The sequence below is a fragment of the Caldanaerobacter subterraneus subsp. tengcongensis MB4 genome, from assembly GCF_000007085.1.
Taxonomy (GTDB): Bacteria; Bacillota; Thermoanaerobacteria; order Thermoanaerobacterales; family Thermoanaerobacteraceae; genus Thermoanaerobacter; species Thermoanaerobacter subterraneus.
In genome coordinates, this window is sequence record NC_003869.1 from 2,339,376 (window position 1) to 2,363,558 (window position 24,183).

At 36.1% G+C, this 24,183-nt stretch carries 22 protein-coding genes and 3 pseudogenes; 5 read left to right on the forward strand and 20 right to left on the reverse strand.

The window, feature by feature from the left end:
- Positions 1-64 precede the first annotated feature (64 nt).
- The 4 genes from TTE_RS11720 to mazG all read right to left on the reverse strand — a co-directional run bounded on the left by TTE_RS11720 (position 65) and on the right by mazG (position 3,269).
- Complete coding sequence (locus TTE_RS11720; protein WP_011026474.1) at positions 65-1,048, reverse strand: SpoIID/LytB domain-containing protein; 984 nt, start codon at positions 1,046-1,048, stop codon at positions 65-67.
- A gap of 57 nt (positions 1,049-1,105) precedes the next feature.
- The gene (locus TTE_RS11725; RefSeq protein ID WP_031313922.1) at positions 1,106-1,351 is read right to left on the reverse strand and encodes an RNA-binding S4 domain-containing protein; all 246 of its coding nucleotides are present in this window, start codon (positions 1,349-1,351) and stop codon (positions 1,106-1,108) included.
- A 56-nt stretch (positions 1,352-1,407) separates the two neighbouring features.
- On the reverse strand, positions 1,408-1,683 hold the full coding sequence (locus TTE_RS11730; RefSeq protein ID WP_011026476.1) for an HU family DNA-binding protein: 276 nt from the start codon (positions 1,681-1,683) through the stop codon (positions 1,408-1,410).
- Between the two features lie 86 nt (positions 1,684-1,769).
- Complete coding sequence (gene mazG, locus TTE_RS11735; protein ID WP_011026477.1) at positions 1,770-3,269, reverse strand: nucleoside triphosphate pyrophosphohydrolase; 1,500 nt, start codon at positions 3,267-3,269, stop codon at positions 1,770-1,772.
- 148 nt (positions 3,270-3,417) lie between these two features.
- On the opposite strand from mazG, the gene TTE_RS11740 reads away from it, so the two are divergent.
- Entirely contained in the window at positions 3,418-4,731 is a 1,314-nt protein-coding gene (locus TTE_RS11740; protein ID WP_011026478.1) for a tetratricopeptide repeat protein, read from the forward strand.
- Positions 4,718-5,935, forward strand: a complete 1,218-nt coding sequence (locus TTE_RS11745; RefSeq protein ID WP_011026479.1) for an MFS transporter — start codon at positions 4,718-4,720, stop codon at positions 5,933-5,935. The genes TTE_RS11740 and TTE_RS11745 overlap by 14 nt, the downstream gene beginning before the upstream one ends.
- Here TTE_RS11745 and TTE_RS14425 read toward each other — a convergent pair.
- The 13 genes and pseudogenes from TTE_RS14425 to TTE_RS11805 form a co-directional block, all read right to left on the reverse strand.
- Positions 5,932-6,444 (reverse strand): annotated as a pseudogene (locus tag TTE_RS14425) ([FeFe] hydrogenase H-cluster maturation GTPase HydF); the annotation flags it as partial. The gene TTE_RS11745 and the pseudogene TTE_RS14425 sit on opposite strands and share 4 nt — an antisense overlap.
- A complete protein-coding gene (locus TTE_RS11755) occupies positions 6,443-7,747 on the reverse strand; it encodes an MFS transporter (RefSeq protein WP_011026481.1) in 1,305 nt (434 codons plus the stop codon). The pseudogene TTE_RS14425 and the gene TTE_RS11755, both read right to left, overlap by 2 nt.
- Positions 7,744-8,805 (reverse strand): nitrilase-related carbon-nitrogen hydrolase, encoded by a 1,062-nt coding sequence (locus tag TTE_RS11760; RefSeq protein WP_407636730.1) that lies wholly within the window; start codon positions 8,803-8,805, stop codon positions 7,744-7,746. The genes TTE_RS11755 and TTE_RS11760 overlap by 4 nt, the downstream gene beginning before the upstream one ends.
- Before the next feature lie 5 nt (positions 8,806-8,810).
- A complete protein-coding gene (locus TTE_RS11765; RefSeq protein WP_009610378.1) occupies positions 8,811-9,599 on the reverse strand; it encodes a carbon-nitrogen hydrolase family protein in 789 nt (262 codons plus the stop codon).
- 5 nt (positions 9,600-9,604) lie between these two features.
- Positions 9,605-11,383 (reverse strand): glycoside hydrolase family 125 protein, encoded by a 1,779-nt coding sequence (locus tag TTE_RS11770; protein WP_011026482.1) that lies wholly within the window; start codon positions 11,381-11,383, stop codon positions 9,605-9,607.
- 119 nt (positions 11,384-11,502) lie between these two features.
- Positions 11,503-11,754: pseudogene (locus TTE_RS11775) on the reverse strand ((2Fe-2S)-binding protein); the annotation flags it as partial.
- Between the two features lie 76 nt (positions 11,755-11,830).
- Positions 11,831-14,221, reverse strand: a complete 2,391-nt coding sequence (locus tag TTE_RS11780; protein WP_011026484.1) for a heavy metal translocating P-type ATPase — start codon at positions 14,219-14,221, stop codon at positions 11,831-11,833.
- A 71-nt stretch (positions 14,222-14,292) separates the two neighbouring features.
- Positions 14,293-15,387, reverse strand: coding sequence for a tRNA 2-thiouridine(34) synthase MnmA (mnmA, locus tag TTE_RS11785; RefSeq protein WP_011026485.1), 1,095 nt, complete (start codon positions 15,385-15,387; stop codon positions 14,293-14,295).
- A 32-nt stretch (positions 15,388-15,419) separates the two neighbouring features.
- On the reverse strand, positions 15,420-16,574 hold the full coding sequence (gene nifS, locus TTE_RS11790; RefSeq protein WP_011026486.1) for a cysteine desulfurase NifS: 1,155 nt from the start codon (positions 16,572-16,574) through the stop codon (positions 15,420-15,422).
- A 59-nt stretch (positions 16,575-16,633) separates the two neighbouring features.
- Positions 16,634-16,805, reverse strand: a pseudogene (locus tag TTE_RS14345) (cysteine synthase A); the annotation flags it as partial.
- 247 nt (positions 16,806-17,052) lie between these two features.
- Positions 17,053-17,277 carry a copper chaperone CopZ gene (gene copZ / locus TTE_RS11795; RefSeq protein ID WP_011026487.1) on the reverse strand — a complete coding sequence of 75 codons (225 nt, stop codon included), beginning with the start codon at positions 17,275-17,277 and terminating at the stop codon, positions 17,053-17,055.
- Positions 17,278-17,314: 37 nt separating this feature from the next.
- Positions 17,315-19,291: a heavy metal translocating P-type ATPase gene (locus TTE_RS11800; RefSeq protein WP_011026488.1), complete on the reverse strand. Its 1,977-nt coding sequence runs from the start codon at positions 19,289-19,291 to the stop codon at positions 17,315-17,317.
- Between the two features lie 19 nt (positions 19,292-19,310).
- Positions 19,311-19,676, reverse strand: coding sequence for an ArsR/SmtB family transcription factor (locus TTE_RS11805; RefSeq protein WP_011026489.1), 366 nt, complete (start codon positions 19,674-19,676; stop codon positions 19,311-19,313).
- Between the two features lie 237 nt (positions 19,677-19,913).
- On the opposite strand from TTE_RS11805, the gene TTE_RS11810 reads away from it, so the two are divergent.
- The 3 genes from TTE_RS11810 (at position 19,914) to thiF (ending at position 21,749) form a co-directional block, all read left to right on the forward strand.
- Positions 19,914-20,108, forward strand: coding sequence for a MoaD/ThiS family protein (locus tag TTE_RS11810; RefSeq protein ID WP_011026490.1), 195 nt, complete (start codon positions 19,914-19,916; stop codon positions 20,106-20,108).
- Positions 20,109-20,127: 19 nt separating this feature from the next.
- Positions 20,128-21,030, forward strand: coding sequence for an ATP-binding protein (locus TTE_RS11815; RefSeq protein WP_009610387.1), 903 nt, complete (start codon positions 20,128-20,130; stop codon positions 21,028-21,030).
- Between the two features lie 113 nt (positions 21,031-21,143).
- Positions 21,144-21,749, forward strand: coding sequence for a sulfur carrier protein ThiS adenylyltransferase ThiF (thiF, locus tag TTE_RS11820; RefSeq protein WP_011026491.1), 606 nt, complete (start codon positions 21,144-21,146; stop codon positions 21,747-21,749).
- Between the two features lie 14 nt (positions 21,750-21,763).
- Here thiF and TTE_RS11825 read toward each other — a convergent pair whose 3' ends face one another.
- The 3 genes from TTE_RS11825 to TTE_RS11835 are packed head-to-tail and all read right to left on the reverse strand — an operon-like array spanning position 21,764 to position 24,064.
- Positions 21,764-22,003: an SHOCT domain-containing protein gene (locus TTE_RS11825; RefSeq protein WP_226990138.1), complete on the reverse strand. Its 240-nt coding sequence runs from the start codon at positions 22,001-22,003 to the stop codon at positions 21,764-21,766.
- A 17-nt stretch (positions 22,004-22,020) separates the two neighbouring features.
- The gene (locus TTE_RS11830; RefSeq protein ID WP_193328911.1) at positions 22,021-23,406 is read right to left on the reverse strand and encodes a sensor histidine kinase; all 1,386 of its coding nucleotides are present in this window, start codon (positions 23,404-23,406) and stop codon (positions 22,021-22,023) included.
- The gene (locus TTE_RS11835; protein ID WP_011026494.1) at positions 23,369-24,064 is read right to left on the reverse strand and encodes a response regulator transcription factor; all 696 of its coding nucleotides are present in this window, start codon (positions 24,062-24,064) and stop codon (positions 23,369-23,371) included. The genes TTE_RS11830 and TTE_RS11835 overlap by 38 nt, the downstream gene beginning before the upstream one ends.
- Between the last annotated feature and the right edge of the window lie 119 nt (positions 24,065-24,183).

The window sequence follows — 24,183 nt, forward strand, 5'->3', positions numbered from 1 at the left end:
CCCCCTTTATTTTTGCAGCTACTATTATCTATGACTCTTGTACATTTTTTAGAACAAAAATTCCCTAATCCCATATTTTAACTATATTTATCCCTTTGAAATAGTAATTCAAAATATCCTTCGCTTTTTTACCTTCCTCTGCCATTTGATATGCTCCCCACTGAGACATACCTACTCCGTGTCCAAATCCTCTGCCTTTGAAAAAAACTCTACTTCCGTCGTAACGCACTTCATCTATCACAGTGGACTTAAGCCTTTCACTCCCTATTGCCATCCTAAAATCGGGGGCATTGACGGGAGTCTTATCGAATAGTAAAGTTACCACTCTTCCTGAAGGACCCCTTTTACCTATTTTAACTTCTTTAAAATCGCCTATACTCACCCCCATCTTCTTTAAAGCACTTAAAACTTCTCCTTTTGTAAAAGAAGCACTCCAACTTTTTACATTGTGTGGAGCTTTATCACTTTCTTTAGACTGAACACTTACAATGTAAGGAGGCTCTCCCTTTTTGTAATTAAGTCCTTCTTTTGCAAGAGCTGTCCGCCCCGCTGAATGAGAGTGAAACCAGGCATTTATAAAATCGCCATTGTACACAGCAACAACTCCTCTTGTCTCTTCAACAGCTTTTTTTATCCGTTCATTCACATTCGCCGGATTCCAGGCCTGTGCCTCTTCAAAATCTGTCGATATATCTGCACCTTTGTACTTGGACTTTTTTGTCTTAACAAAATTTAGCACATATGTCCTAGCTAAAATAGCCTGAGCTTTTATAGCTTCAATGGGCCAGTCATTTTTTATCTCCCCTGCCACAGTACCCTCGACGTATTTCTCCAAAGGCATTTCCTCTATTCTGCCTTTTTGAACCACGTAAACCTTAAGGACAGGCTCTTTATTTTCCCCTTTGCTTATTTTCGAAGGTATTTGAGGAAGATCCATCTTAGGCTTCCTCACAGGCTCAGGTTTCTTAGCAGGTCCCTTGCAAGATGTAATAGAAAAAGCAATACTTATTGCAAGAAAAACAGCCAAAATTTTTCTAAATTTATTCAAACAAAATCCCTCCCAGATACTTTTATTAATAGTATTTGAGGGATTTTGTTAAATAATTCATTCCTCTAACACTTTATACATATCAGAAGACTCTTCTTTCAATACATGCTCTTTTACTTTTAAAACCTCTACTTTCACTACCCTATCTCCCAGATGCAGTTCCAAAATATCTCCTTCTTTCACCTGGTCACTTCCTTTCGCCTGCTTGCCGTTTATAAAAACAAGCCCTTTATCACAAGCCTCCTTTGCCACTGTGCGCCTTTTTATAAGCCTTGAAACTTTCAAAAATTTGTCCACTCTCAAAATTTCCACCTCCTTAAAAGTAAGAAAATCAGGTCGAAACCGACCTGATTTTCTTTTTAAGAATTCACCAAATCCTTTAAAGCCTTTCCAGCCTTGAAGATAGGAGCTTTTGATGCAGGGATTGTTATTTCCTCTCTTGTCTGAGGATTTCTGCCCTTCCTCTCTGCCCTCTCCCTAACTTCAAAAGTCCCAAAACCTACTAGCTGGACTTTGTCACCATTTTTTAATGCTTCCTGAACTGCTTCGATGAAAGCGTTCAATGCCTTCTCAGCATCTTTCTTGGTCAACTCGCTTTTTTCAGCAATTTTCGCAACAAGCTCTGCCTTATTCACAATCAATACCCTCCTTCGTTATTTTTAAATATACTTTTACTTTTTATTTATTCTTCACAAAATCGAAAAATCCTGCTAATTTAAGCTTATTTTTCATTTTTTTTATTAAAATTATTCGCCTTCGCCTCATTCCAAAGAGCATCCATGTCACTTAATGTCATATTTTCCAACTTCATGCCTTTCTTTCTGGCTTCCCTCTCTATATAGGAAAACCTCTCAATAAACTTCTCAACCGTCTGATGAGTAGCTTGTTCAGGGTCCACATCTAAAAACCTTGCCACATTGACTACCGCAAAGATCAAATCACCTATCTCTTCCTTTATCTTTTCCTTATTTTCTCCTTTATACACCTCCTTTAATTCCTCTAATTCTTCATAAATTTTTGAAAACGCCTCCTCAACCCGATCCCAATCAAACCCCACCCTTGAAGCCTTTTCCTGCACCTTAAAACTTCTCATCAAAGCAGGCACATACCTTGGCACATCCCTCAAAACATCCGTGTAAGAATTAAGTTCCTTTTCTTCTCTTTTTTTCTCTTCCCATTTTAATTTTTCCCACTTGTCCAAAACTTCCTGAGAATTTTTTACCTTTTCTTCGCCAAAAACGTGGGGATGGCGCCAAATCATCTTTTTGCATATTCTATCTACAACTTCTCCAAAGTCGAATGTTCCCCTTTCCGCCGCTATTTGAGAGTGGAAAACCACCTGCAAAAGGACATCTCCCAGCTCTTCCACCATTTTGTCCTCTGCCTCTTTTTCAATGGCATCAACTAGCTCATAGCTTTCTTCAATTAAGTACTTCTCTAAAGTCTTATGGGTTTGTTCCCTATCCCAAGGGCATCCATCCTCAGCCCTCAAAGCCTTCATTATATCCAAAAGGTCGTATATATCGTATTTTTCCTGAAAAAATCCTTTTACAGGAGGAATGTACAGAGAAGTCAAATAATCAATCCAATCTAACCTGTCAATCTCGTATATAGGCACTTTTTCAATTTTTCGATCCCTCATCCCAGCGTTTTTTATAACTACCACTTCATGAGTATCTCCATAAACTTCTGCCAGCTTCAATTTCACTTCTGATGCAACAAACTTATCATAAACCTGCAGCACTATATTGTGGCATCTCTTATCCGGCCTTTGCTCACTTAGAGAGAGAGCATCAATTATTTTTAATCCTTCCACAGGGTCAACCTTCAAATCGTTCAAAATCGCATCAATTGATGAAACCGCAGGAACCAGTTCTATTGATATATCGGCACATCCATCGCAAAAGTTTAATATGTACTCTACAGTTTTTTCGCCCACATATGGATGTCCAGGAACCGCATAAACTACTTTTTGATATTTTTTTGCCTTTTCTATAACCTCTCGTGCTATATTCTCATACACTTCTTCAAAAGTCTCGTACTTTTCATAAAAACTGTCAAAAGTTTCGAAAATAAAGCCCTTCTTTTCCAGCTCTTTCACAACAGAATGCTTGGCAGTCCTTAGAAAAATCCGCTCAGCTTCTTCCAATTTCTTTAAAGCTCCTACTGTCAAACTGTCCATTGACCCTGATCCCAATCCTACTATAGCTAGTTCGCTCACAAATATCACCCCGAGAAAGTGTTTACGGATAATATTATATCACTTTCAGTATTTTTTATATAGTTAAATTTTTTCTTTTCTCCCCTGTTGAAAAAGTTGCCAAATTAAATTATAATATATTTTAGCACACTTTAAAGGAGTGGTCCTTATGGATATGGCAGAATTAGGAAGAAGAATAAGGGAAGAGAGAAAGCGCCAGTTTCTAAAACAAGGAGACCTATCGGGAGGAGAATTTTCAAAAGGCTACATAAGCCTTATTGAAAAGGGGAAAATTAGTCCCTCCCTCAAAGCATTAAGTTACATTGCAGAAAGACTAAATAAACCCATAACATACTTTTTAGATGAAGACTATGTAGAAAAAGAAGAACTAAAAAAAGAACTTGAAAAATACAAGACAATACTTGAAAAATTCCTCACTGCTGAGCGCTTTTTTGACAATAAAAACTACGAGGAAGCGATTAAATTATACCTTGAAATTTTAGAAAATTCAATAGACGAGTATTCCACAAACATAATAAATTTTCACCTTGCCAAATGTTATGTTGAAACTAAAAACTATTCAAAAGCCTTAGAAGTAGTTGATAAAATTCTGCCCTATTTTGAAAAAAAGCTCAATGACGGAATTTTAGTAGAACTATACCACATAAAAGGCTTAAGCCTTGGTAACCTGCAAAACTTCCAAGCTTCTCTTGAAAACTACTTAAAAGCCTTAGAAGCTCATGAAAAATACTCATCCAAAAATTTACACTCAAAAGCTCGCATCCTTTACAGCATTGCAAACCTCTACAGCAAAATGGGAGAATTCATAAAAGCAAGAGATTATTACATGAAATGCTTAGAATACGCCACACAAATTGAAGCTGTAGACTTCATAGCTCTAGCAAACAACGGATTAGGGCTTGTAAACTATGAACTCAAACAGTATAAAGACGCAATAAAATACATAAGGCGAGCAATACTCATTAGCAAAACCCTTAACCTAAAAGCAGACATAGCTAATGAGTACAACTACCTGGGATTCGTATACACAGACCTCAAAAAATATGACATCGCAGAAAAATACTTTACAAAGAGCTACTCCCTTTATAAAGAGCTGGAAAACGAAAGAGGAATGGCATACAATTTAACAGAAATTGGTAGAATATATTACCTGAAAGGAGACCTTAACAAAGCTTTAGAGTATCTAAATAAATCTTTAGAAATAGTGACAAGGTTAGGAGAAGAAGAGGAAATTGGGAGAATCTACACAATACTTGGGAATTTGCACTTAAAAGAAGGCAATTTTGAACTAAGCGAAAAAGAACTTTTAAAATCAGCAGAAATACTCTCAAGATTGGGACTAAAGAAGGATCTGTCAGAAGCCTACAAAGGATTAGGAAATCTCTATATAGCACTTAGCAAACCAGAAGAGGCAAAAAAATATTTCAATCTATCCATAGAGCTTTTATATGAGAATTACTGACTCTTTTCCAGCACTAGAACACAGAAACTTTCGCCTCTTCTGGTTAGGTCAGATGGTGTCATTGATAGGAACGTGGATGCAAAACATAGGGCAAGGATGGTTAGTTCTTGAACTAACAAATTCTTCTTTTTTATTAGGACTCATAAGTGCTGTGCAGTTTCTCCCTATGATGCTCTTTTCCCTTTTTGCAGGAGTAATAGTAGATAGATTCCCAAAAAGAAAATTAATACTCTTTACTCAGTCAAGCTTTGCTGTTACATCTTTTATACTAGCCACTCTGACAGCTTTAAAGGTTATAAATTACTGGGAAATCTTGATTTTAGCATTGATAAACGGATTTTTAAACACGATAGACGTGCCAGCTAGACAGTCCTTTATAATAGACCTGGTAGGCAAAAAAGACCTTATGAATGCCATAGCTTTGAATTCCGCAGTATTCAATGCCGCCAGGATAATAGGCCCTGCTATAGCCGGAATCTTGATAGGCAAGCTAGGGTATGCCATTTGCTTTTACTTAAATTCAGCAAGCTTCATAGCAGTTATAATTGGACTTATACTTATAACCGTAGAAGGAGTAACTCCAAAATTAAAAGACGCAAAAACGAGAATAATTGAAGACCTGAAAGATGGCATGACTTATATAAAGAATATGCCTGTAATACTGCACACAATCCTAATGATAGCAGTTTTAAGCACCTTTTCTATGAATTTTAACGTCTTAGTGCCCGTTTTTACTAAAAATGTGCTCCACAGAGAAGCTACGGGCTATGGACTTTTAATGTCAGCAATGGGAATAGGAGCACTAATTGGCGCATTAACCCTGGCATCAATAAGCAAAAGAGGAGTAAAGCCAGTCTACCTCTTCGCGGGAGGCATAGGTCTGGGGCTTTTTCAGATACTTATAGGGATTCAAAATAGTTACACCCTAACCGCCTTTTTGTTGGCTTTGTCCGGCTGGTTTATGGTAACCTTCACTTCCTCTGCAAACACCACAATACAGATAAACTCTGCCGACGAATTCAGAGGAAGGGTTATGAGCGTTTATTCTCTCGTATTTGGAGGAGTAACGCCTATAGGTTCGATGTACGCAGGCACACTATCGCAAAGATTTGGCCCCCATATCACCTTTATAGTAAGCGGTGTAATAGCAATGGCCTACTCCTTTTACGTATTGTCAAGATACAGAAAAATTTTTAGTGCCTAGCTTTCCTCCTCTTCGTATATTCTCTTTGCCCCTTTAAACATCTCAATTGCCCTCGGCAAAAGCCCATTCACATAGGCTATAAGCACGCCGTAATTGACAATGGGCACCTTCTTCTCTTTTGCATATGAAATTCTGTACATCATCTCTCTTCTGTTTAGCATGCAGGCGCCGCAGTGAACTATAAGGCTGTAAGTCTCCAAATCTTCTGGAAAGCCCATGCCACTTGACCAGCTGAATTTCAATTCCTTTCCTGTCTTTTCTTTAAGCCACCTCGGTATTTTCACTGTCCCTATGTCATCCTCCTGCCTGTGATGGGTACAACCTTCAGCGATCAAAACTTTGTCCCCATCTTTTAATCTCTCAATCGCCTTCACGCCCCTCACCAGTTCTTCTAAATCGCCTTTATACCGAGCAAAGAGTATTGAAAAAGAAGTAAGAGGCACATCTTCCGGAACACAGGCTCCCACTTTTTTAAAAACTTGAGAATCTGTTATCACCAAAGAAGGCTTAACCTTTCTTCTCTAATTCCTTTTCTGATATGGAATAATTCCTAAACACTACTAAGCTTAAAAGTATCAACACCCCTGCCAAAGGCCCACAAAGCATAAGCCCTAAGGGACTTTCTGCGCTATATCCAAAGGCTCTAAAGAGAAGAGGTGTAACAAGTGACGAAATCCCCATGACCACCTTTACCACAAATCCCTGCGCTCCAAAAAACATACCTTCTCTTCTCTGCCCAACTTTAATGCCATCTAACTCCGCTATGTCTGCAATCATGGCATTGGGTATCACAAAAAACACAGAAAGAGGAATACCTGCAAGCAAAATTATCACAATAGACAAAGTTTTACTAAAAACCGTGCCAAAAAGGCCTGTAAGCCCTAGTATCAGAGCAAAAAATGCTGAAAACACCATAAAGACCTTCTTTTTCCCATATGCAAGGCTTAGTTTTGGCACAAAGAAACTGAAGAAAACAGCTACCACAAAGGCTCCCGCAATCATAAATCCAGAATTTTCAGCAGGAATCTTCAGAAGAACTTCCGTAATATAAGGCATAGCAATTGTAAGGGTATTAAGCCCAAACCACAATGCCGTAATAGCAGTCAAGTAATAGATGAAGTCTTTATTTGAAAAAGTCATCTTTATAGAGGCAAACATCGAGACTGTCGGCATATCCTCTTCTTTTACTGGTTCTTCCTTCACAAACAAAGGAGTCAGCATAAGCGTTACAAAGGCAAAACTTCCTAGTATAATTCCCATAACCTTAAAGTTAAAAATCCTAATTAAAATTCCTGAACCAGCTTCTGCCACCATGACGCCCAAAATCTGGGTTATCCCCTGCATCATCGTAAGAGTGATTCTTTCCCCTGCGCTTTTTGTTATCTCGGGAATAAGAGCAAGATATGGAGCTACCACTGCCGTGAAAGCCACAAAAAACAAGCTAAGGACAAAGGTCAGATAAACAAAATTTAATATAGATTCATGCTCTACAGGAGGAAACCAGATCATTATAAAGGACAAAAACAAAACAGGGCTTCCAAAGAGCACAAAAGGAATCCTTCTTCCCCATCTAGACCTCAATTTGTCAGAATAGTAGGCGACTATCGGATCAGAAACCCCATCAAAAATTCGAGCAACTATCATGGAAAAGCCTATAAGACCTATAGGCACAAGAATTTTAAGCCCCTGTGTGTTGAAAGCAGGAGGAGTGTAATAGTATTGATACCATTTCACCGCCGTCTGAGTGAAAATTGATATTCCCATGTACCCCAAAGAATACATAAAAAGCACGAAAAACCTTCTTCCCTTCATCCTCTTTCTCCTTTCAATAAAGGTTTATACACTTTTTCATAATAGTCCCTTTCAAAGGCATCATTTCTATCTCCAAAATACTCTGCTTTTTTCCTCGCTTCATGAAGCTTTGCCATGTCAAGGTCAGCTGTTACCAAAAAATCGCCTTCATAGTGGGGAGACACGGCCAAAACCCCATCCTCATTTTCAGTTATATCTATTGGAGCAAAAATCCCTGCTCTTCCTGTAAAGTGGATTCCACCTATCCACCCGTTCAAAGAAGCTTTGGCACCGTACACATAGGACTCCTGAACCCTTGGCCATATGCCCCTTAATGCCCTCCAGAAATTGTATTCCTCATTGTTAGCTATTGGCAAAAGGACTATATCAGCCCCCATTTCATAAGCCATCCTGAAAGTTTCAAAATAGGTGGCATCCATGCAGACAGGGCAAGCTACTTTCCCTACATCTAGTAAAAACACTTTAAGTTCATTTTCTCTATCAAGCCCTATCTTCTCCTCAAAATCAGTGAGGTGAATCTTCTTCTGCCTTCCTAAAATTTCTCCTTCCCTCGATATCAACGCTCCTCCGTTGTAAAGCCTGCCGTTTTCATTTATTATGTAACTTCCAGTATAAATGTAAATCCCATATTTCTTCGCAAGTCCTTTCATTAATTCCTCTAGAGCTTCCTGATAAGGACCTGCTATAGACTCAAATATAAACTTGAGAAGGCCTTCGCCTCCACCTTGAGAAGCTTTCGCCCCTTCCTTCTTAGATCTGCCGTTTAGATATTCATCAATCTTCTTAAATCCAGGAATTATGCCAAATAAGTCAAAAAAGTTGTACTCCGGAAAAACTACTATGTCGCTATCTTTTAAAGCAGCCTCCTCCACAAAATTTTTAAGCCTTTCTGCATATTCTTCAAAAGAAGAGGTCAATTTGATTTCCCTCTGAACGCATGAAACCCTCACTTTTCTGTAATCCTTACTTCTCCTCGCAATACCAACTACCCTACCTACATAGTCCTCTGCCTTTTTGGAAGACACTTTCTTCTTAAAAATGTACTTTAACACATTCATCTTCATCACCCAAAAATCCCTTTATAAGCTTTGACATTGAGTTTACTCAAAACGTCAAACTTTAAAACAGCCTTTTTTCTCTCATTTTCATCCAGTTCTGCCCATATAAAAGTCTCCTCTCCTTCTTTTGCCAAAAAACCGTCATCATCTTTTGTCATTTCCAGCGGAGCGTGAATTGCGGACTCAGAAAAAAATTCTATTCCTTCAAACTTGCCTTTGAAGCCACTTTCCACTGCAAAAAACAGGTTTTGCTGTACATTTTGCCATACACCAGCTATCTGCCTTGCAAAATTTCTATTCCCTTTAATTGCCATAGGTGCAAGTACGAGGTTAACCCCTTTTAAAGCAGCGTATCTCGGTACTTGCGGATAAAACCAGTCTGTCGGAAGAATTATAGACACCTTAAAGCCTTTTACCTCAGCCATTTCAAGGTCAGTTCCCCTTGAAAGGCCGTAAAACTTCTCCCATTTTGAAAGGTACAGTTGCCGTTGAAAAAGCATTACATCCCCTTCCATCACCAAAAAAGAAGAGTGAAAAATCTCATCATCTTCTCTCTCAAAAAAACTTCCAGGGCATATGGCAATATTCTTATATTTTGAAGAAAGGTCTTTCATTATCTCAACAAAATCTCCTCTGAAATACCCCACTTCCCCCAGAAGAGCAGGGAAAACCGCAATATCAATTTTTTGCAAACAGCACTCCCCTATTACATCCTCATACCAGCAAATCCAGTCTTTCTGAGATTTCAGCTTGTAAACTACGTCTTTTTTCAAAACTACAGAGGCAACCTTCATAAAATTCACTCCTCAAAAAGCACTTTGTAAAGAGCCATTGCAAGATACCCTGCTCCTGTCGCAAAGCCAACCCCGGTCTTCGCTTCTCCTGTGTCTTTGTCAACGCTCTCCGCTAAAAGCCCGTAATCCATATTAGCCATCTTAAGCCAGCCTAAAGCCTCTTCCCTCTTTAAAGGATTTAGTAGACTTCCACAAAGACCTAAACCTGACGGAGTATTCGGATGATGGTCACAGGCTAATTCTTTTATCTTCGCATCTTTAAAGTAATACTTGTATTTCGGCGAATAATAGTAATCAATCGTATTCTTAAATATCTCATCCTTGCAGTCAACAAAACCGTAATAATACATAAGCCCTAGATTGCCTGGCGGGTCATTGTAAAGCCTATAGTTTCCCTCCCCATCAGAAGACCAGGCAAATATCTTTTTCCCTTCTACTTCTACCACCAAGTATTCGTATATTCCTTTTTCTATCCCCCTTATCTTCTTTTCAACTTCTTCTGCTTTTTTGTACCAGTTAAGCTTTACATAAAGGTCTCTTAAATTGATAAGCCCTCTCCAGAGTATTACGTTGTCTATTGTCACAAAAGGATATTCTGAAGGGTCATCTGAAGGCAGCAGAAAAGTTTTATAAAGCCCTGTTTTGGGGTCATATTCTTCCTCAATCCTTCTATACACCATCTCCAATGCCTTTATAAGCTCCAAATCATCCAAATCCACATCCATCTCCTTAAGCAGTATAAAATAGCTAGCTGCCTCATCTAATTCAAATCCTGGATAAAGCACTGTGCCGTCTATGTAATGAGCATGGTCTCCAGCATTTTTGCTGTGCCTTAATATCATCTCCCTCGCAATAAGATTGTGGAATTCCCTGTCAATAAGCTTTATTGCTGGAAAAGACCAAAGAAAGCTGTCTCTTTCCCAAAAAGCGCCTGAAACGTAATACCTCGGGCTCCTTGATGTTAAAGCCACATAGCTATCCGATTCCATGTCTTTGCCTACCGCAAAAAAGTAGTTGAAAAATAGGTTCTTGTTAAGTAATCTCTCCAGATATTCATCTTGGGAGTATTTTATGTATTTCTTCTCAAGCCATCTGTAAACTTCCTCGTATATCCTTTCAAAACCTTTTCTTTTGAGATGAATCAAAGTGGTAGAAGCTCCATCCATATCAGAATTTACCGCTATGTAAAAGCAGTTTTTGCCATTAAGTTTTAGCTTAAGGATAACACCTTCTCCCTCATCGCTGTAGTCAAACCCCTTTTCTGCTCCAAAGGCTAGAGAAAAGGCTACATTATAAGAATAGACGTTTAAAGCAGGGTTTTTAAGCCATTTGTCAATTTTAAACTCTTTTTTAAAATCAATCTCATGGGAATTAAAACGCAAAAAGCTCAATTTGTCAGGATGAACTATTAGGTATACTTCCATTTCTTCAGAACTTTCAAATTCGTAGACAAAACCTTTTTCTTTCAGATCAGCGTAAATTTTTATTAAAACACGACTTCCATCCGAAAGGTATAATTTGATAGAAGGAATGTAAGAAAATATCTCTTCTATCTCACTTTTGACTATTTCAAGTCCCTCACCTTTTTTGTAAAAACGGGGTTCAAACAAAGCTTCTTCTCCAGAAAGTTCAACAAGTCCTTTATTTGAAAGAGAAACAAAATTCAAACTTTTTATAGAAGCATCATTTATATCTATCTCAGGCAAACTTATATAGTGATTTCCAGCATACAATACCCTCATATTTTTGTCAATTTCACTGGGTCGTGTAACAATTTTATTCACCCTAACCCCTCCTGTTAATTTTCTTTTTATCTTGAAAAAAAGTTTTCACCTTAATTGTACTATTTTTTCTAAAATAGGTAAATAAAAAGATAAAAAATAGGCGAATACTTTTTCGCCTATTATGCCAACCTACTGCGAATATTTAACCCCTTATCAATGGCATCCTGCACTATTTTATGACAGCACTTGTCTAGAGGATTTTTCTTTTGACAATCAGAATTACTCATTGCACCAGTAAGATTTATGACTTCTTCCATAGTGTTGGCACCATATTCTACTACTGCCTTTATAATTTCTTCTTTTGTCACTCTGCTGCAATAACAAGCATATTTAGGATTAGCATCTTTCTTAAACCATAGCGGCACTTTCACAAAATTTATTTAAAATCTTTTCCTCCATAATCCCCATACTCCTTTGTTCTAAAGCTTAGCATAACATGATTTTAACTTATACTTTAAATCTTCTCAGTCTTAAAGCATTTGTTACAACTGACACTGAGCTAAATGCCATTGCCCCTCCTGCTATAGCTGGAGTTAAAAGGCCCATCGCAGCAAATGGTATGCCGATTGTATTGTATACAAAAGCCCAGAATAAATTTTGATATATATTTCTCATCGTAGCTTTGCTTAATTTTATAGCGGTCACAATACCCATAAGATTTCCACTTAAAAGCGTTATATCTGAGGTTTCTATCGCCACATCTGTACCTGTACCTATCGCTATGCCAACATCCGCAGTAGCTAAAGCAGGAGCATCATTAATACCATCTCCCACCATTGCAACTACTTTTCCCATTTTTTGAAGCTTCATAATCTCCAAAGCCTTATGTTCTGGCAATACTTCTGCCAACACATTTTTTATACCAACTTGTTTTGCTATTGCCTCAGCAGTCCTTTTATTATCTCCCGTAATCATGTATACTTCAATACCCATAGCTTGTAACTTTTGAATTGCTTTTGCCGAGTCACTCTTTACAGTATCTGCAACAGCTATAATGCCATAAACTCTGTCGTGAGATGCCAATATCATTGCTGTTTTACCTTGTAATTCTAGTTCTTCAACCTTATCTTCAATTGACGTTATATCAATATTTTGTCTGTCCATGAGCCTTCTATTGCCAATATAAAACTCTTTTTCATTTATCGTAATGCATATACCATAGCCTGGTACAGCCTCAAATTTCTCAGGGTCTTCCAATATTTTGAATTTTTCTTTTGCTTTATTGACAATTGCTTGTCCCAATGGATGCTCAGAATTTTTTTCCGCAATTCCCGCAATTTTCAAAATCTCATCTTCGGTGAAATCTCCAAAAGTTACTATGTCTGTAACTTCCGGTTCTCCTTTTGTTATCGTCCCAGTCTTATCAAATACTATTGCCGTTATTTTCCCTGCCCTCTGCAGATGTTCTCCTCCCTTTATGAGTATACCATTTTCTGCTCCTTTTCCTGTCCCTACCATCACAGAAGTGGGAACTGCAAGTCCAAGCGCACACGGGCAGGCAATTACAAGTACTGATACTGCATTTATTATGCCCGCATTAAAATCTCCATACCCAAAATACCAAATTAAAAATGTGGTAGCAGCTATGGCTATAACTGTGGGTACAAAAATACCAGAGATTTTATCAGCAATTTGTTGAATTGGCGCTTTTGATCCTTGGGCATCTTCTACCATTTTAATAATTTGCGATAGTACCGTATCTTTACCCACTTTTGTCGCTTCAAATTTAAACGTTCCTGTTTTATTTATCGTAGCGCCAATTACTTCATCACCAACGCCTTTTTCTACAGGAATAGATTCACCAGTTATCATAGATTCATCTATTGTGGAACTACCCTCAACTATTTTACCGTCAACTGGTATTTTTTCGCCCGGCCTTACAACAACGATATCCCCGACTTTGACTTCTTCAATAGGTATATCTAATTCTTGCCCATCCCTTATCACTCTTGCGGTCTTTGCTTGTAGTCCCATGAGGTTTTTTATTGCTTCAGACGTTTTTCCCTTGGCTATAGCTTCAAGCAGCTTACCTAATGTTACAAGCGTTATAATAACTGCTGATGCCTCAAAATACAAGTAATTGTGTATCTCATGAGAGGGTTTAGTAAATACATTGTACAAACTATAAAAATATGCTGCAGATGTTCCCATAGCTACCAAAGTATCCATATTTGCCGTCATATTTTTTAAATTGTTCCAAGCACCTTTATAATATCTAAAACCTACAATAAACTGAACAGGTGAAGATAAAAATACCTGTAACCATGGATTATCAAGTATTCCACCTGAAATTTTAAACATTCTCAAAACCATTGATATTACTAACGGCACAGTTAAAATCGCTGAATATATTACAAGTTTCCTTAATGTATTTATTTCTCTCTCCTTTATCTCTTTTTCTGTGTCAATACCTACTCCAGTCTTTTCTTTTGCATCATATCCTATATCTTTTATCGCTTTAATCATTTTTTCTGTATCAATTTCATTTGAATCATATTCGACAATTGCCGTCTCAGCTGCAAAATTAACTGATGCATTGCTTACACCAGGCAGGTTTTTTAAGGTTTTTTCGATTTTGGCAGCGCAGGATGCGCAGGACATACCCATAAGTGCAAGCTCTACTTTATCTTTTATTACACCATATCCTATATCTTCTATCTTTTTCTCAATATCGCATATATTAATTTTATCTGGATCATATATAACTGTTGCTTTTTCAACGGCAAGATTTACATTTGCGTCTAAAACTCCATCTAAGCTTTTAAGCCCTTTTTCTATTTTGGTTGCACAAGCTGCACAAGACATCCCAGTTATTTTTAAATTAGCTTTTTCGGCCATATTTTCATCTCCTCTTCATCTCTCAGTATTCTTATAGGAAATTCTTCCACATAAAAGGAAATTCCAAAATTTTATCTAACTTTTCTTTCTATTATTCCGCCTCCCACAACAATATCTCCATCATAAAAAACTACTGACTGCCCCGGTGTAATAGCCCTTTGTGGATTGTCAAATTTCACAAAAACCCTCCCATCTTCAAGTGGTCGTATTACTGCATCTTGCTCTTTTGCAGTATACCGTATCTTTGCTTTTACTCTCATTTCTTTTTCAAGTTTGTCAATTGAAATAAAATTATTATTGTAGGAAATGAGTTCATCTCCATATACTTCGTCACCGTATCCTAATACTACCACATTATTTTCTGCATCGATATCGACAACATAAAGAGGTTTACCTACTGAGATTCCCAGGCCTTTCCTTTGTCCTATTGTATAATGTATAATTCCCTTATGATAACCCAAAAATCTGCCTCGCGTATCACGAAATTCTCCTGGTTTTATTTCTTCTTTGGCATTTTCTCTAATAAATTTTCCATAATCATTATCAGTTACAAAACAAATTTCTTGACTGTCTGGCTTTGATGCAACAGGAAGGCCTAAATTTTTAGCTAGCTCTCTGACTTTATCTTTTTTATATTTACCCAGTGGAAACAAAATATGCTCAAGCTGAGTCTGAGTAAGATTATATAGGACATACGTCTGGTCTTTTGAAGTATCTACAGACTTCTTTAATAAATACCTTCCTCTCTCTTCATCGTACTCTTTAATCGCATAATGGCCCGTTGCTACGTAATACGCATCTATCATCCAAGCTCTTTTCAAAAGTTCTTCAAATTTTATATATTTATTGCAAGCAATACAAGGATTGGGAGTCCTACCTCTTAAATATTCATCTACAAAATAATCTATTACTTTTTCTTTAAAAACATCTTTAAAATTCATTACATAATATTTAATGCCAATCTTATTCGCTACTCTTCTAGCGTCATTAACAGCAGCCAATGAACAACAGCCGCCTTCAACTCTTACTGCTTCCTCATCTTTGTCCTGCCATATTTGCATCGTAACACCTATAACCTCATATCCCTGTTCTTTTAAAAGATATGCCGCAACAGAGCTATCGACACCTCCGCTCATTCCCACAACTACTCTGTTGTTTTTCTGCATAGATAAATTCTCTAACCTCCTTGTAGATTCTCTCATACAATCTGTGATATTGACCTTAATCTTTTAATAATTTGTGGAAGTACTTCTAAAACTTTATCTATATCTTCTTCCGTGTTTTCTTTACCAATTGTAAGTCTTAACGACCCTCGAGCTAATTCGCGAGGAAGCCCAATTGCCAGAAGCACATGAGAGGGCTCCAATGAACCAGAAGTGCATGCTGAACCACTTGAAGCACATATTCCTGCCATATCTAAGTTTAAAATAAGGGATTCGCCATCTATAAATTCAAATGATACATTAACATTGCCTGGAAGCCTTTTTGTTGGATGCCCGTTTAACCTCGCATATGGTATTTTTTCTAATATTCCATTTATAAGTTTATCTCTTAAAAATGTAAGTTTATTTATATGAGAATCCAAATTTTTCGTGATAAGCTCCATCGCTTCTCCCAGTCCTACTATTCCTGGAACATTTTCTGTGCCCGCTCTTCTATTCCTTTCCTGTGTTCCACCTTGTATAAGCGAATGAATCTTTACACCCTTCTTTATATATAATGCTCCCACGCCTTTAGGTCCATATATTTTATGGGCAGATAGAGATAACAAATCAACATCTAATTTTTTTACATCTATTGGTACATTACCAACTGCTTGCACAGCATCAGTATGAAAATATACATTTTTCTCATGAGCTATTTTGACAAGCTCCTCAATTGGCTCTATCGTACCTATCTCATTATTGGCAAACATTATAGAAACAAGGATTGTTTTATCTGTAATTGCCTTTTTTAAATCTTCAGGTTTTACAAGTCCATATTCGTCAACTGGAAGATATGTTACTTTGAATCCTTCTTTTTCAAGATATCGACAAGTATTAAGTACTGCATGATGTTCAATTTCCGTTGTAATAATGTGATTTCCCTTATCTTTTAACGCATATGCTACACCTTTTAATGCCCAATTATCAGACTCAGACCCACCACTGGTAAAATATATTTCGTCAGAATCTGCCCCTAGTGCTTTTGCCACTTTTTCCCTCGCTTCTTCAATAGCTTTTTTCGCTTCTTGTCCATATGAATACAGGGAAGATGGATTACCAAAAACATCACTATAATATGGTAACATCGCCTCTAATACCCTTTTATCAACTGGTGTAGTCGCAGCATTGTCTAAATAAATTCTATCCACAAAAATCGCCTCTCTCTATTATTTTCTACTTCTTAGTATCTGTTCATATTTTACATTTTTTATTCAAAAAATTTGTGCATACTTAAATATAAAATACCACAGAGAATTCCTTCTTGTTTTGCAAGTTTCATTGACATCTCAAAAGCCTCTCTCTCTTACCTTTATAATTTCATCGATAATGTCAAGATTTAATGTGTCAGGAATAAATCCAGCTCCTATTCCTTGTACCTTAATTCCGAGTATTCCGATAAGAATTATAAATTTTCTCTTTTTAAGGTATCACAATCTTATCTCAATGTCAATAGGTGCATTTACGCATCCAAATTGCTATTCCTTATCAAACTGAATGGGCGGTATCAAGCCGCCCAACATATCTTTTCCTTAGTCAGTTGCAAATTATTTAGAAAAGTTAACATCGATGTTTCACAAATTCCACAAAACATCCTCCTACTTTACACTTTAAATTTTTTAATAGGTATTACACTTCATATCCTGTATCAATAATTGCTTTTTTCATATCATCGACAGAAACTTTAGCAGGGTCATATGTTACCGTAACATTACCTTTATCAAGGTCAACAACAGCTTTCAATACCCCATTTAACTTCTTTAGTGCATTTTCAACAGACATTTTGCAATGGTTGCATGTCATCCCCTTAACATTTATGACGATAGTCTCACCCTTAGGTCCAAACAAACCCATGATTCATATCCTCCTTTTTTAAAAGTTAATAATATTTTTATTTTTTATTAAGCAATCTTAAGGAATTAAGGACTGCAAGGAGTGCAACACCTACGTCGGCGAACACAGCTTCCCACATTGTAGCAACCCCTAAAGCACCAAGTGCTAAAACCACTATTTTTACTCCTAATGCAAGAAGAATATTTTCCCATACTATTAACTTTGTCCTTTTGGATATCTTTATAGCTGTTACCAGTTTTGACGGTTCATCTGTCATTAAAACTACATCGGCTGCTTCTATAGCAGCATCTGACCCGATTCCTCCCATTGCAACACCCACATCAGATCTCGCTAAAACCGGTGCATCATTTATGCCATCACCGACAAATATGAGCTTGCCTTTTTTATTGTCAGCATACAATTTCTCAAGTACGCCAACTTTCTCATTTGGAAGAAGTTGTGAATACACTTCATCAATCCCTAATGAAGCAGCGATTTTATCGCTTACAACTTTGTTATCCCCCGTAAGCATGACAATCCTTTTAATGCCCATTTTCCTGAGACTTTCTATAGCTTTTGGGGAATCTTCCTTTACCTCATCAGATATGAGGATATAACCACAGTATTTGTTATCTATAGCTACATGGATGATAGTGCCTGTTGAGTCACCGGTAACACAATCAATATTTTCCATCTTCATTAATTTAGCATTGCCCACAAGGACTTCTTTTCCTTCTATATTTGCTCTTACGCCATTTCCTGAAATTTCTTCATACTTTTTTATTTTAGATCTGTCTACTTCTTTCCCATAGGCTTCTAAAATGGATTCTGCTATAGGATGATTTGAAAAACTTTCGGCATATGCCGCATATTCTAAAAGCGCATCCCTGCTCATGCCATTTACAGATTTAATTTTCGTCACCTTAAATACCCCTTTTGTAAGGGTACCTGTTTTATCAAATACAACAGTTTCTACATTGCTTAACGCTTCCAAATAGTTACTTCCTTTTACAAGGATGCCATTTTTTGAGGCAGCACCTATACCAGCAAAAAAGCTTAAAGGAATCGATAACACCAGTGCACAGGGACACGATATAATAAGAAAAATAAGTGCTCTATATATAAATTCCTTGAAGGTTGCTGCTGGTATAATTAAAGGAGGAATTACTGCAATAATCAATGCCAAAAAAACAACAATAGGAGTGTAATATTTGGCAAACTTTGTCATAAATTTTTCTGTAGGAGCTTTCTTACTGCTAGCCTCTTCAATAAGTCCTAGTATTTTTGAAACAGTTGATTCTGCAAACTCTCTGGTTACTTCTATTGTGAGAAGTCCATTTTTATTTATAAAGCCACTTAAAACGTCCGCGCCTTTATAAACCTCTTTTAAAACAGATTCTCCTGTTAATGCAGAAGTATCCACCATCGATTCCCCTTCGATTACCTTCCCATCAAGTGGTATTTTTTCACCAGGCTTTACTATGATGACGTCTCCCGGTCTTACTTCTTGTGGTGAAACCCTCTTTATTTTATATCCAATTTTTAAGTTAGCATAATCGGGACGAATATTCATTAACTCTTTAATAGACCTTTTCGAATGATCAACAGCAATATCCTGCAGAAGTTCCCCAATTTGGTAAAAAAGCATTACAGCTACACTCTCAGGATACTCTCCAATAGCAAAAGCACCAATTGTCGCTATGCTCATGAGAAAATACTCATCAAAAATCTGCCCTTTCAAAATATTTTTGGTAGCTTTTAAGACGACATCTCCTCCTGCGATTATATAACTTATAAAAAATAAGGTAAATTTGATATAACCCAATAAATTAAATAGCAATGCTATTGCAAACAAGATAGCAGAAATCCCATATTGAATGATTCTCCTGTATACTTTATTAGAGTCATCATTCTCAAAAGAAAGCTTACAACTATCAGAATCACAATTTGCGTTCAGTGGACTTTCTTTTGCATCTAGGGCACAACTTTTACAGCCAAACCTCTCTAAAACAAAGGCCCTTTTATTATTTTGCATAATATTCACCTTTCCTGATTCATTCATTAATATGGTCAAAACCCTGTTCAAATATTTTCTTTACATGGTCATCCGCCAAAGAATAATAAACCACTTTTCCTTCTTTTCTGAATTTAACAAGCTTATTTTGCCTTAGTATCCGAAGCTGATGAGAAACTGCAGACTGGCTCATACCAAGAAGTGCAGCAATATCACAAACACACATTTCTGATTCAAATAATGCATAAAGAATTTTTATCCTTGTAGTATCTCCTAATACTTTGAACAATTCTGCAAGGTCATACAATTTTGTTTCCTCTGGCATAGCTTCTTTTACTTTATTTATAATATCTTCATGTATTACGCTAACTTCGCAGATTGGGATTTTGCTGTCTTCTCTTTTCATAGGTATCTCCTCTTTGCTTTAATATATGAATAATTGTTCATACTTTATTATATAATAATTTTTGCTTCCTTTCAAGAACTTCAATCTCTAATCCAAAAACTAAAATACAACTTCCAAGCTAAAATATTTGTTGAACATTCTATTTCCTTTTAAAATTCTTGACCGAATAATTCAAATGTGTTATAAATAATCTTACCACACAATTTTCGAGATTTGGTTTCTACGGGGGTATCAAGAATGACAGTAATATTTGTAGGAAAAGACAATCAAATTACAATAAAAGCTCCAAAAAATGTTGAAAAACTCGCGAAAGAGTTGGATATAAATTTAGAATCACATGTCTTTATAAAAAATGGAGAAATAGTTACTCCAGATGAAATTCTTCAAGATGATGATGTAGTAGAGATAATATCAGTAGTTTCTGGAGGTTAGTAGAAGGAGGCTTTACCAATTGAAGTGCATAAGATGTAAGAAAAAAGCAGTTATCACTCTAAAAAGGCATAATGCAGCCTTCTGTGCTGAGTGTTTTTTACATTATTATAGAAACCAAGTCTTAAAAAACATTCAAAAAAATAAAATGTTTAAAAAAGACGATAAAGTTTTAGTGGTAGTATCTGGCGGCAAAGATAGTATGGCTCTGTGGGACGTTCTAGTCAAGGAAGGTTATAACGTTGTCGCAATGTATATAAATCTTGGAATTGGAGAGTATTCAAACAGGTCTCAAGAGGTGGTTGAAAATTTTGCAAAGAAAAATAATCTTCCACTCATTGTAAAAAATATTAAAGAAGAATTCGGGCTTGATATATACAAGCTTTCAAAGACTTTAAAACGAAGCCCCTGTTCCGTATGTGGAACAATTAAAAGATACCTGTTTAACAAAGTAGCTTACGACAATGGATTTTCAGTTATTGCAACAGGTCACAATTTAGATGACGAAGCAGCAACACTTTTAGGCAATATTTTGAATTGGGGAGAAAGCTATCTTGCAAGACAGGGACCAGTTTTACCTCAAACTCACCCGAAACTCATAAAAAAAGTAAAGCCTCTTTATACTTTAACAGAAAAAGAAAACATGTATTACGTACTTTTAAACAAAATTGAATTTTTACATGAAGAGTGTCCTTATTCAGTTGGAGCTCGTTCAATTCTTTATAAAGAATTGCTAAATGAACTGGAAGAAAAAAGTCCTGGCACAAAACAGCGTTTTTTGATTGGCTTCCTTGAAAAGGGCAAAAAGCATTTCAAAGAGGTAGAAAATATTGAATTGAAGGAATGCAAAACTTGTGGCCATGTCACAACAACGGAAGAATGTTCTTTTTGCAGACTTACAAAAGTTTCTAATACCGTTAGCTAGTGTAGAGATTGTACCTAAGGCTGGTAGTATAAAAAATTCTTAAAACCAGCCTTTTTTCTTACACAAAAGTCAACATTTAAAATTACAAACAAAGTAAGGAGAGTGAAAAATGCATGAATCCTTTTGATGTAATGCTTAAAAATTATTTTGATGAAAAGATGCTTGACAAGCTTTCAAGAGTAAAAATTCTTCTCATTGGCTGTGGTGGACTTGGTTCAAATGTTGCAGTGATGCTTATAAGAAGTGGTATTAAAAACCTCACAATAGTCGATTTTGATGAGGTAGACATCTTAAATCTCAACCGACAAAATTACTTTTTACACCAGGTAGGAGAAAAAAAGGTATTAGCCCTTAAAGATACTCTCTTTAAAATCAACCCCCACGCAAACATAGCAGCCAAAAATATAAAAATTGATGAGTCAAATTTAGATGAGTTAATCCCTCAACATGATATAGTTGTGGAAGCTGTTGACAATGAATTTACCAAAACGCTGATTTTTAAAAAAGCCCAAAAACATAATAAAAAAGTGGTTTTGGCTTCAGGTGTCGCAGGATTTGGTGATTGCGAAAATATTAAAATAAAACGGGGTAAAAACTTTTCAATTGTGGGTGATTTTGTTACATCGATTAATGAAAAGAAACCTTTGGCACCCAAAGTCATGGCAGTTGCCGCAATACAAGCAGATGAAGTATTAAGGATGATAAATGAGCTGGAGTAAAAATGATGATATAATTATTTTTCTTCAAGTATTTTTTTTCGTTCCAGATACTCTTCTTCGCTTATTTCCCCTCTTGCATATCTTTCTTTTAAAATTTCTAATGCATCACTCTTGTGACTTCTACTTTTCGTACCTCGAAATGATGATATAATAAAATAGATTGCTACAATTATTAAACCTATTTCTATTGCTGACCAAATAATACCCCAAATGAATACATCCGCTCTATATCCCCATGCACACATCATACGCATCAATTGTCTCTCCTCCTTTACAAAGGAATTTTAACAGTAAACTTACTCCCTTTATTTATCTCGCTTTCAACGCTTATTTCGCCTCCATGGGCTAGTACTATAGCTTTTGCAATCGAAAGCCCTATTCCACTTCCACCTGTTTCACGATTTCTTGATTTTTCTCCTCTGTAAAACCTTTCAAAAATAAAAGGAATATCATCTTTTGATATGCCCATTCCATTATCTTCTATTACAAATACTGCATAATCGCCATCTTTATAAAAGTCTATTTTTATTTTGCCACCTACAGGAGTATATTTATTTGAATTTGATATTAGGTTAACGAAAACCTGTGCTATCCTGTCCTTATCACCAAACAACATAATGTTATCTTCGATGTTCTTTACAACTTCTTGTTCTTTTTCAGCAAAAGATGCTTCAAAATTTGTCAAAATGCTCTTTACTAATTCGCTTGCGTCAAATTTGATTTTATTAAGCTTTAACATATCAGATTCAAATTTATTCAATGTTTCAAGGTCTTTTACAATATTTATAAGCCTTAAGACCTCTTCATTTAAACTCTTCAATCTTTCATGCGTCGGCTCCCAAATCCCATCAAGCATTGCTTCAATATGACTCTGCAATGTTGTCAATGGTGTTCTAAGCTCATGTGCAATGTCAGAGGTCATTTGTTTTCTTAGTATTTCTTGATTTTTTAAAGATTCTCCAAGGTGGTTTATTGCAGCTGTGAGCTTAAATAGCTCATCTTCTTTAGGTATATCATAAACCTTTGCAGTAAAATCACCTTTTTCAAGCTTTTTAGCAACTTCCGTAATATTAATTAACGGTCTTGTAATATAATTTGACACATAAATACTTATAGTCAATGCTATAAAAATAGCTATCACCGTTGCTATAACATTATATCTGCTAATATCACATAAAAACTTAAAATCCAAGTCACTCATCATTATCGGCCCATAATAAATTATATCTACATATCCCACTGTTTTTTCATCTACAATGATGGGAAGAGTTTTTTCAGAAATATTTTTCTTATTCCATTTTCCCATCATATTCATCATATATGACATTGAAGAAAAATCCCATATAATTTTGCCATCTTTATCTCTAAGCCTTAATCCATATCCTTCCATCATAGCTGCATGACCAATTTCACGCCCTGTTGTACTTTTCCAACCTCCCTCAGATTTATACACTGCAGCAAGAGTGTTAGCTATATTGCTAAATTCTTTATCTGTTGACTTTGTAACATAATTTCCAAAGCTATTTATTATTAAGATGTTTGTTGTAATACTTACAATAACAATCGATATAAGAGCTATTGAAATAAATACAATAGCCGTCTTTGTTCTTAAATTATTTCTAAACATTTCCATCACCAAATTTATATCCAACGCCATACACCGTTTTAATATACACTGGATTTTTCGTATCGTCTTCAATTTTTTGTCTTAAATTTTTAATATGTGCATCAATCGTCCTGTCATAGCCTTCATAGTCAAATCCCATAACTTTTTCAATTAATTCTTCTCTTGTAAAGACCCTATTTGGATTGCGAATTAGAATCTTTAAAATTTTAAATTCATTTGGAGTAAGATTTACAACCACACCCTTTTTCCTCACTGTATGTGCTCTTAAATCGACCACAAGGTCATCATTATTAAAAGACATTACTTCAGCAAGAGGCACATCATCAGTTGTTCTTCTTAATATTGCTTTCACTCTCATAACCAATTCACGTGGGCTGAATGGTTTTGTAATATAGTCATCAGCACCTATAGAAAATCCATTAATTTTATCACTTTCTTGAACTTTTGCTGTAAGCATCAATATCGGAACATTGGAAAACTGACGTAACCTTTTACACAGTTCCTCTCCTGAAATACCTGGCAACATGAGGTCCAATATAACAAGGTCTGGTTTTTCTTTTTTGAATGTATCTAAAACGTTATTGCCATTAGTTTCAGTAATAACGCTAAATCCCTCACGCTCAAGGTATGACTTTACAACTTCCAGTATTTTTATTTCGTCATCAACCACAAGTATTTTCTTATTCATCTTCCATCCACCCTTTATTATTTTGCAGCAAAATTATGAATAACTTATGAAGATAGCTTGATAAACTTCTTTTAATATATTATACATCACAGTTTGCAAAAATCTAATCGCCTACTTTT

Excerpts from the sequence above, each read along its gene's own strand:
- TTE_RS11780 (WP_011026484.1), bottom strand. The coding sequence starts at position 14,221 with ATGGCCGAAAAAGCTAATTTAAAAATAACTGGGATGTCTTGTGCAGCT.
- TTE_RS11740 (WP_011026478.1), top strand. The coding sequence starts at position 3,418 with ATGGATATGGCAGAATTAGGAAGAAGAATAAGGGAAGAGAGAAAGCGC.
- TTE_RS11810 (WP_011026490.1), top strand. The coding sequence starts at position 19,914 with ATGACAGTAATATTTGTAGGAAAAGACAATCAAATTACAATAAAAGCT.
- thiF (WP_011026491.1), top strand. The coding sequence starts at position 21,144 with ATGAATCCTTTTGATGTAATGCTTAAAAATTATTTTGATGAAAAGATG.
- TTE_RS11760 (WP_407636730.1), bottom strand. The coding sequence starts at position 8,805 with ATGAATGTGTTAAAGTACATTTTTAAGAAGAAAGTGTCTTCCAAAAAG.
- TTE_RS11805 (WP_011026489.1), bottom strand. The coding sequence starts at position 19,676 with ATGAAAAGAGAAGACAGCAAAATCCCAATCTGCGAAGTTAGCGTAATA.
- TTE_RS11745 (WP_011026479.1), top strand. The coding sequence starts at position 4,718 with ATGAGAATTACTGACTCTTTTCCAGCACTAGAACACAGAAACTTTCGC.
- TTE_RS11835 (WP_011026494.1), bottom strand. The coding sequence starts at position 24,064 with ATGAATAAGAAAATACTTGTGGTTGATGACGAAATAAAAATACTGGAA.
- copZ (WP_011026487.1), bottom strand. The coding sequence starts at position 17,277 with ATGGGTTTGTTTGGACCTAAGGGTGAGACTATCGTCATAAATGTTAAG.
- TTE_RS11830 (WP_193328911.1), bottom strand. The coding sequence starts at position 23,406 with ATGGCGTTGGATATAAATTTGGTGATGGAAATGTTTAGAAATAATTTA.
- TTE_RS11755 (WP_011026481.1), bottom strand. The coding sequence starts at position 7,747 with ATGAAGGGAAGAAGGTTTTTCGTGCTTTTTATGTATTCTTTGGGGTAC.
- TTE_RS11825 (WP_226990138.1), bottom strand. The coding sequence starts at position 22,003 with ATGCGTATGATGTGTGCATGGGGATATAGAGCGGATGTATTCATTTGG.
- mnmA (WP_011026485.1), bottom strand. The coding sequence starts at position 15,387 with ATGCAGAAAAACAACAGAGTAGTTGTGGGAATGAGCGGAGGTGTCGAT.
- TTE_RS11765 (WP_009610378.1), bottom strand. The coding sequence starts at position 9,599 with ATGAAGGTTGCCTCTGTAGTTTTGAAAAAAGACGTAGTTTACAAGCTG.
- TTE_RS11800 (WP_011026488.1), bottom strand. The coding sequence starts at position 19,291 with ATGCAAAATAATAAAAGGGCCTTTGTTTTAGAGAGGTTTGGCTGTAAA.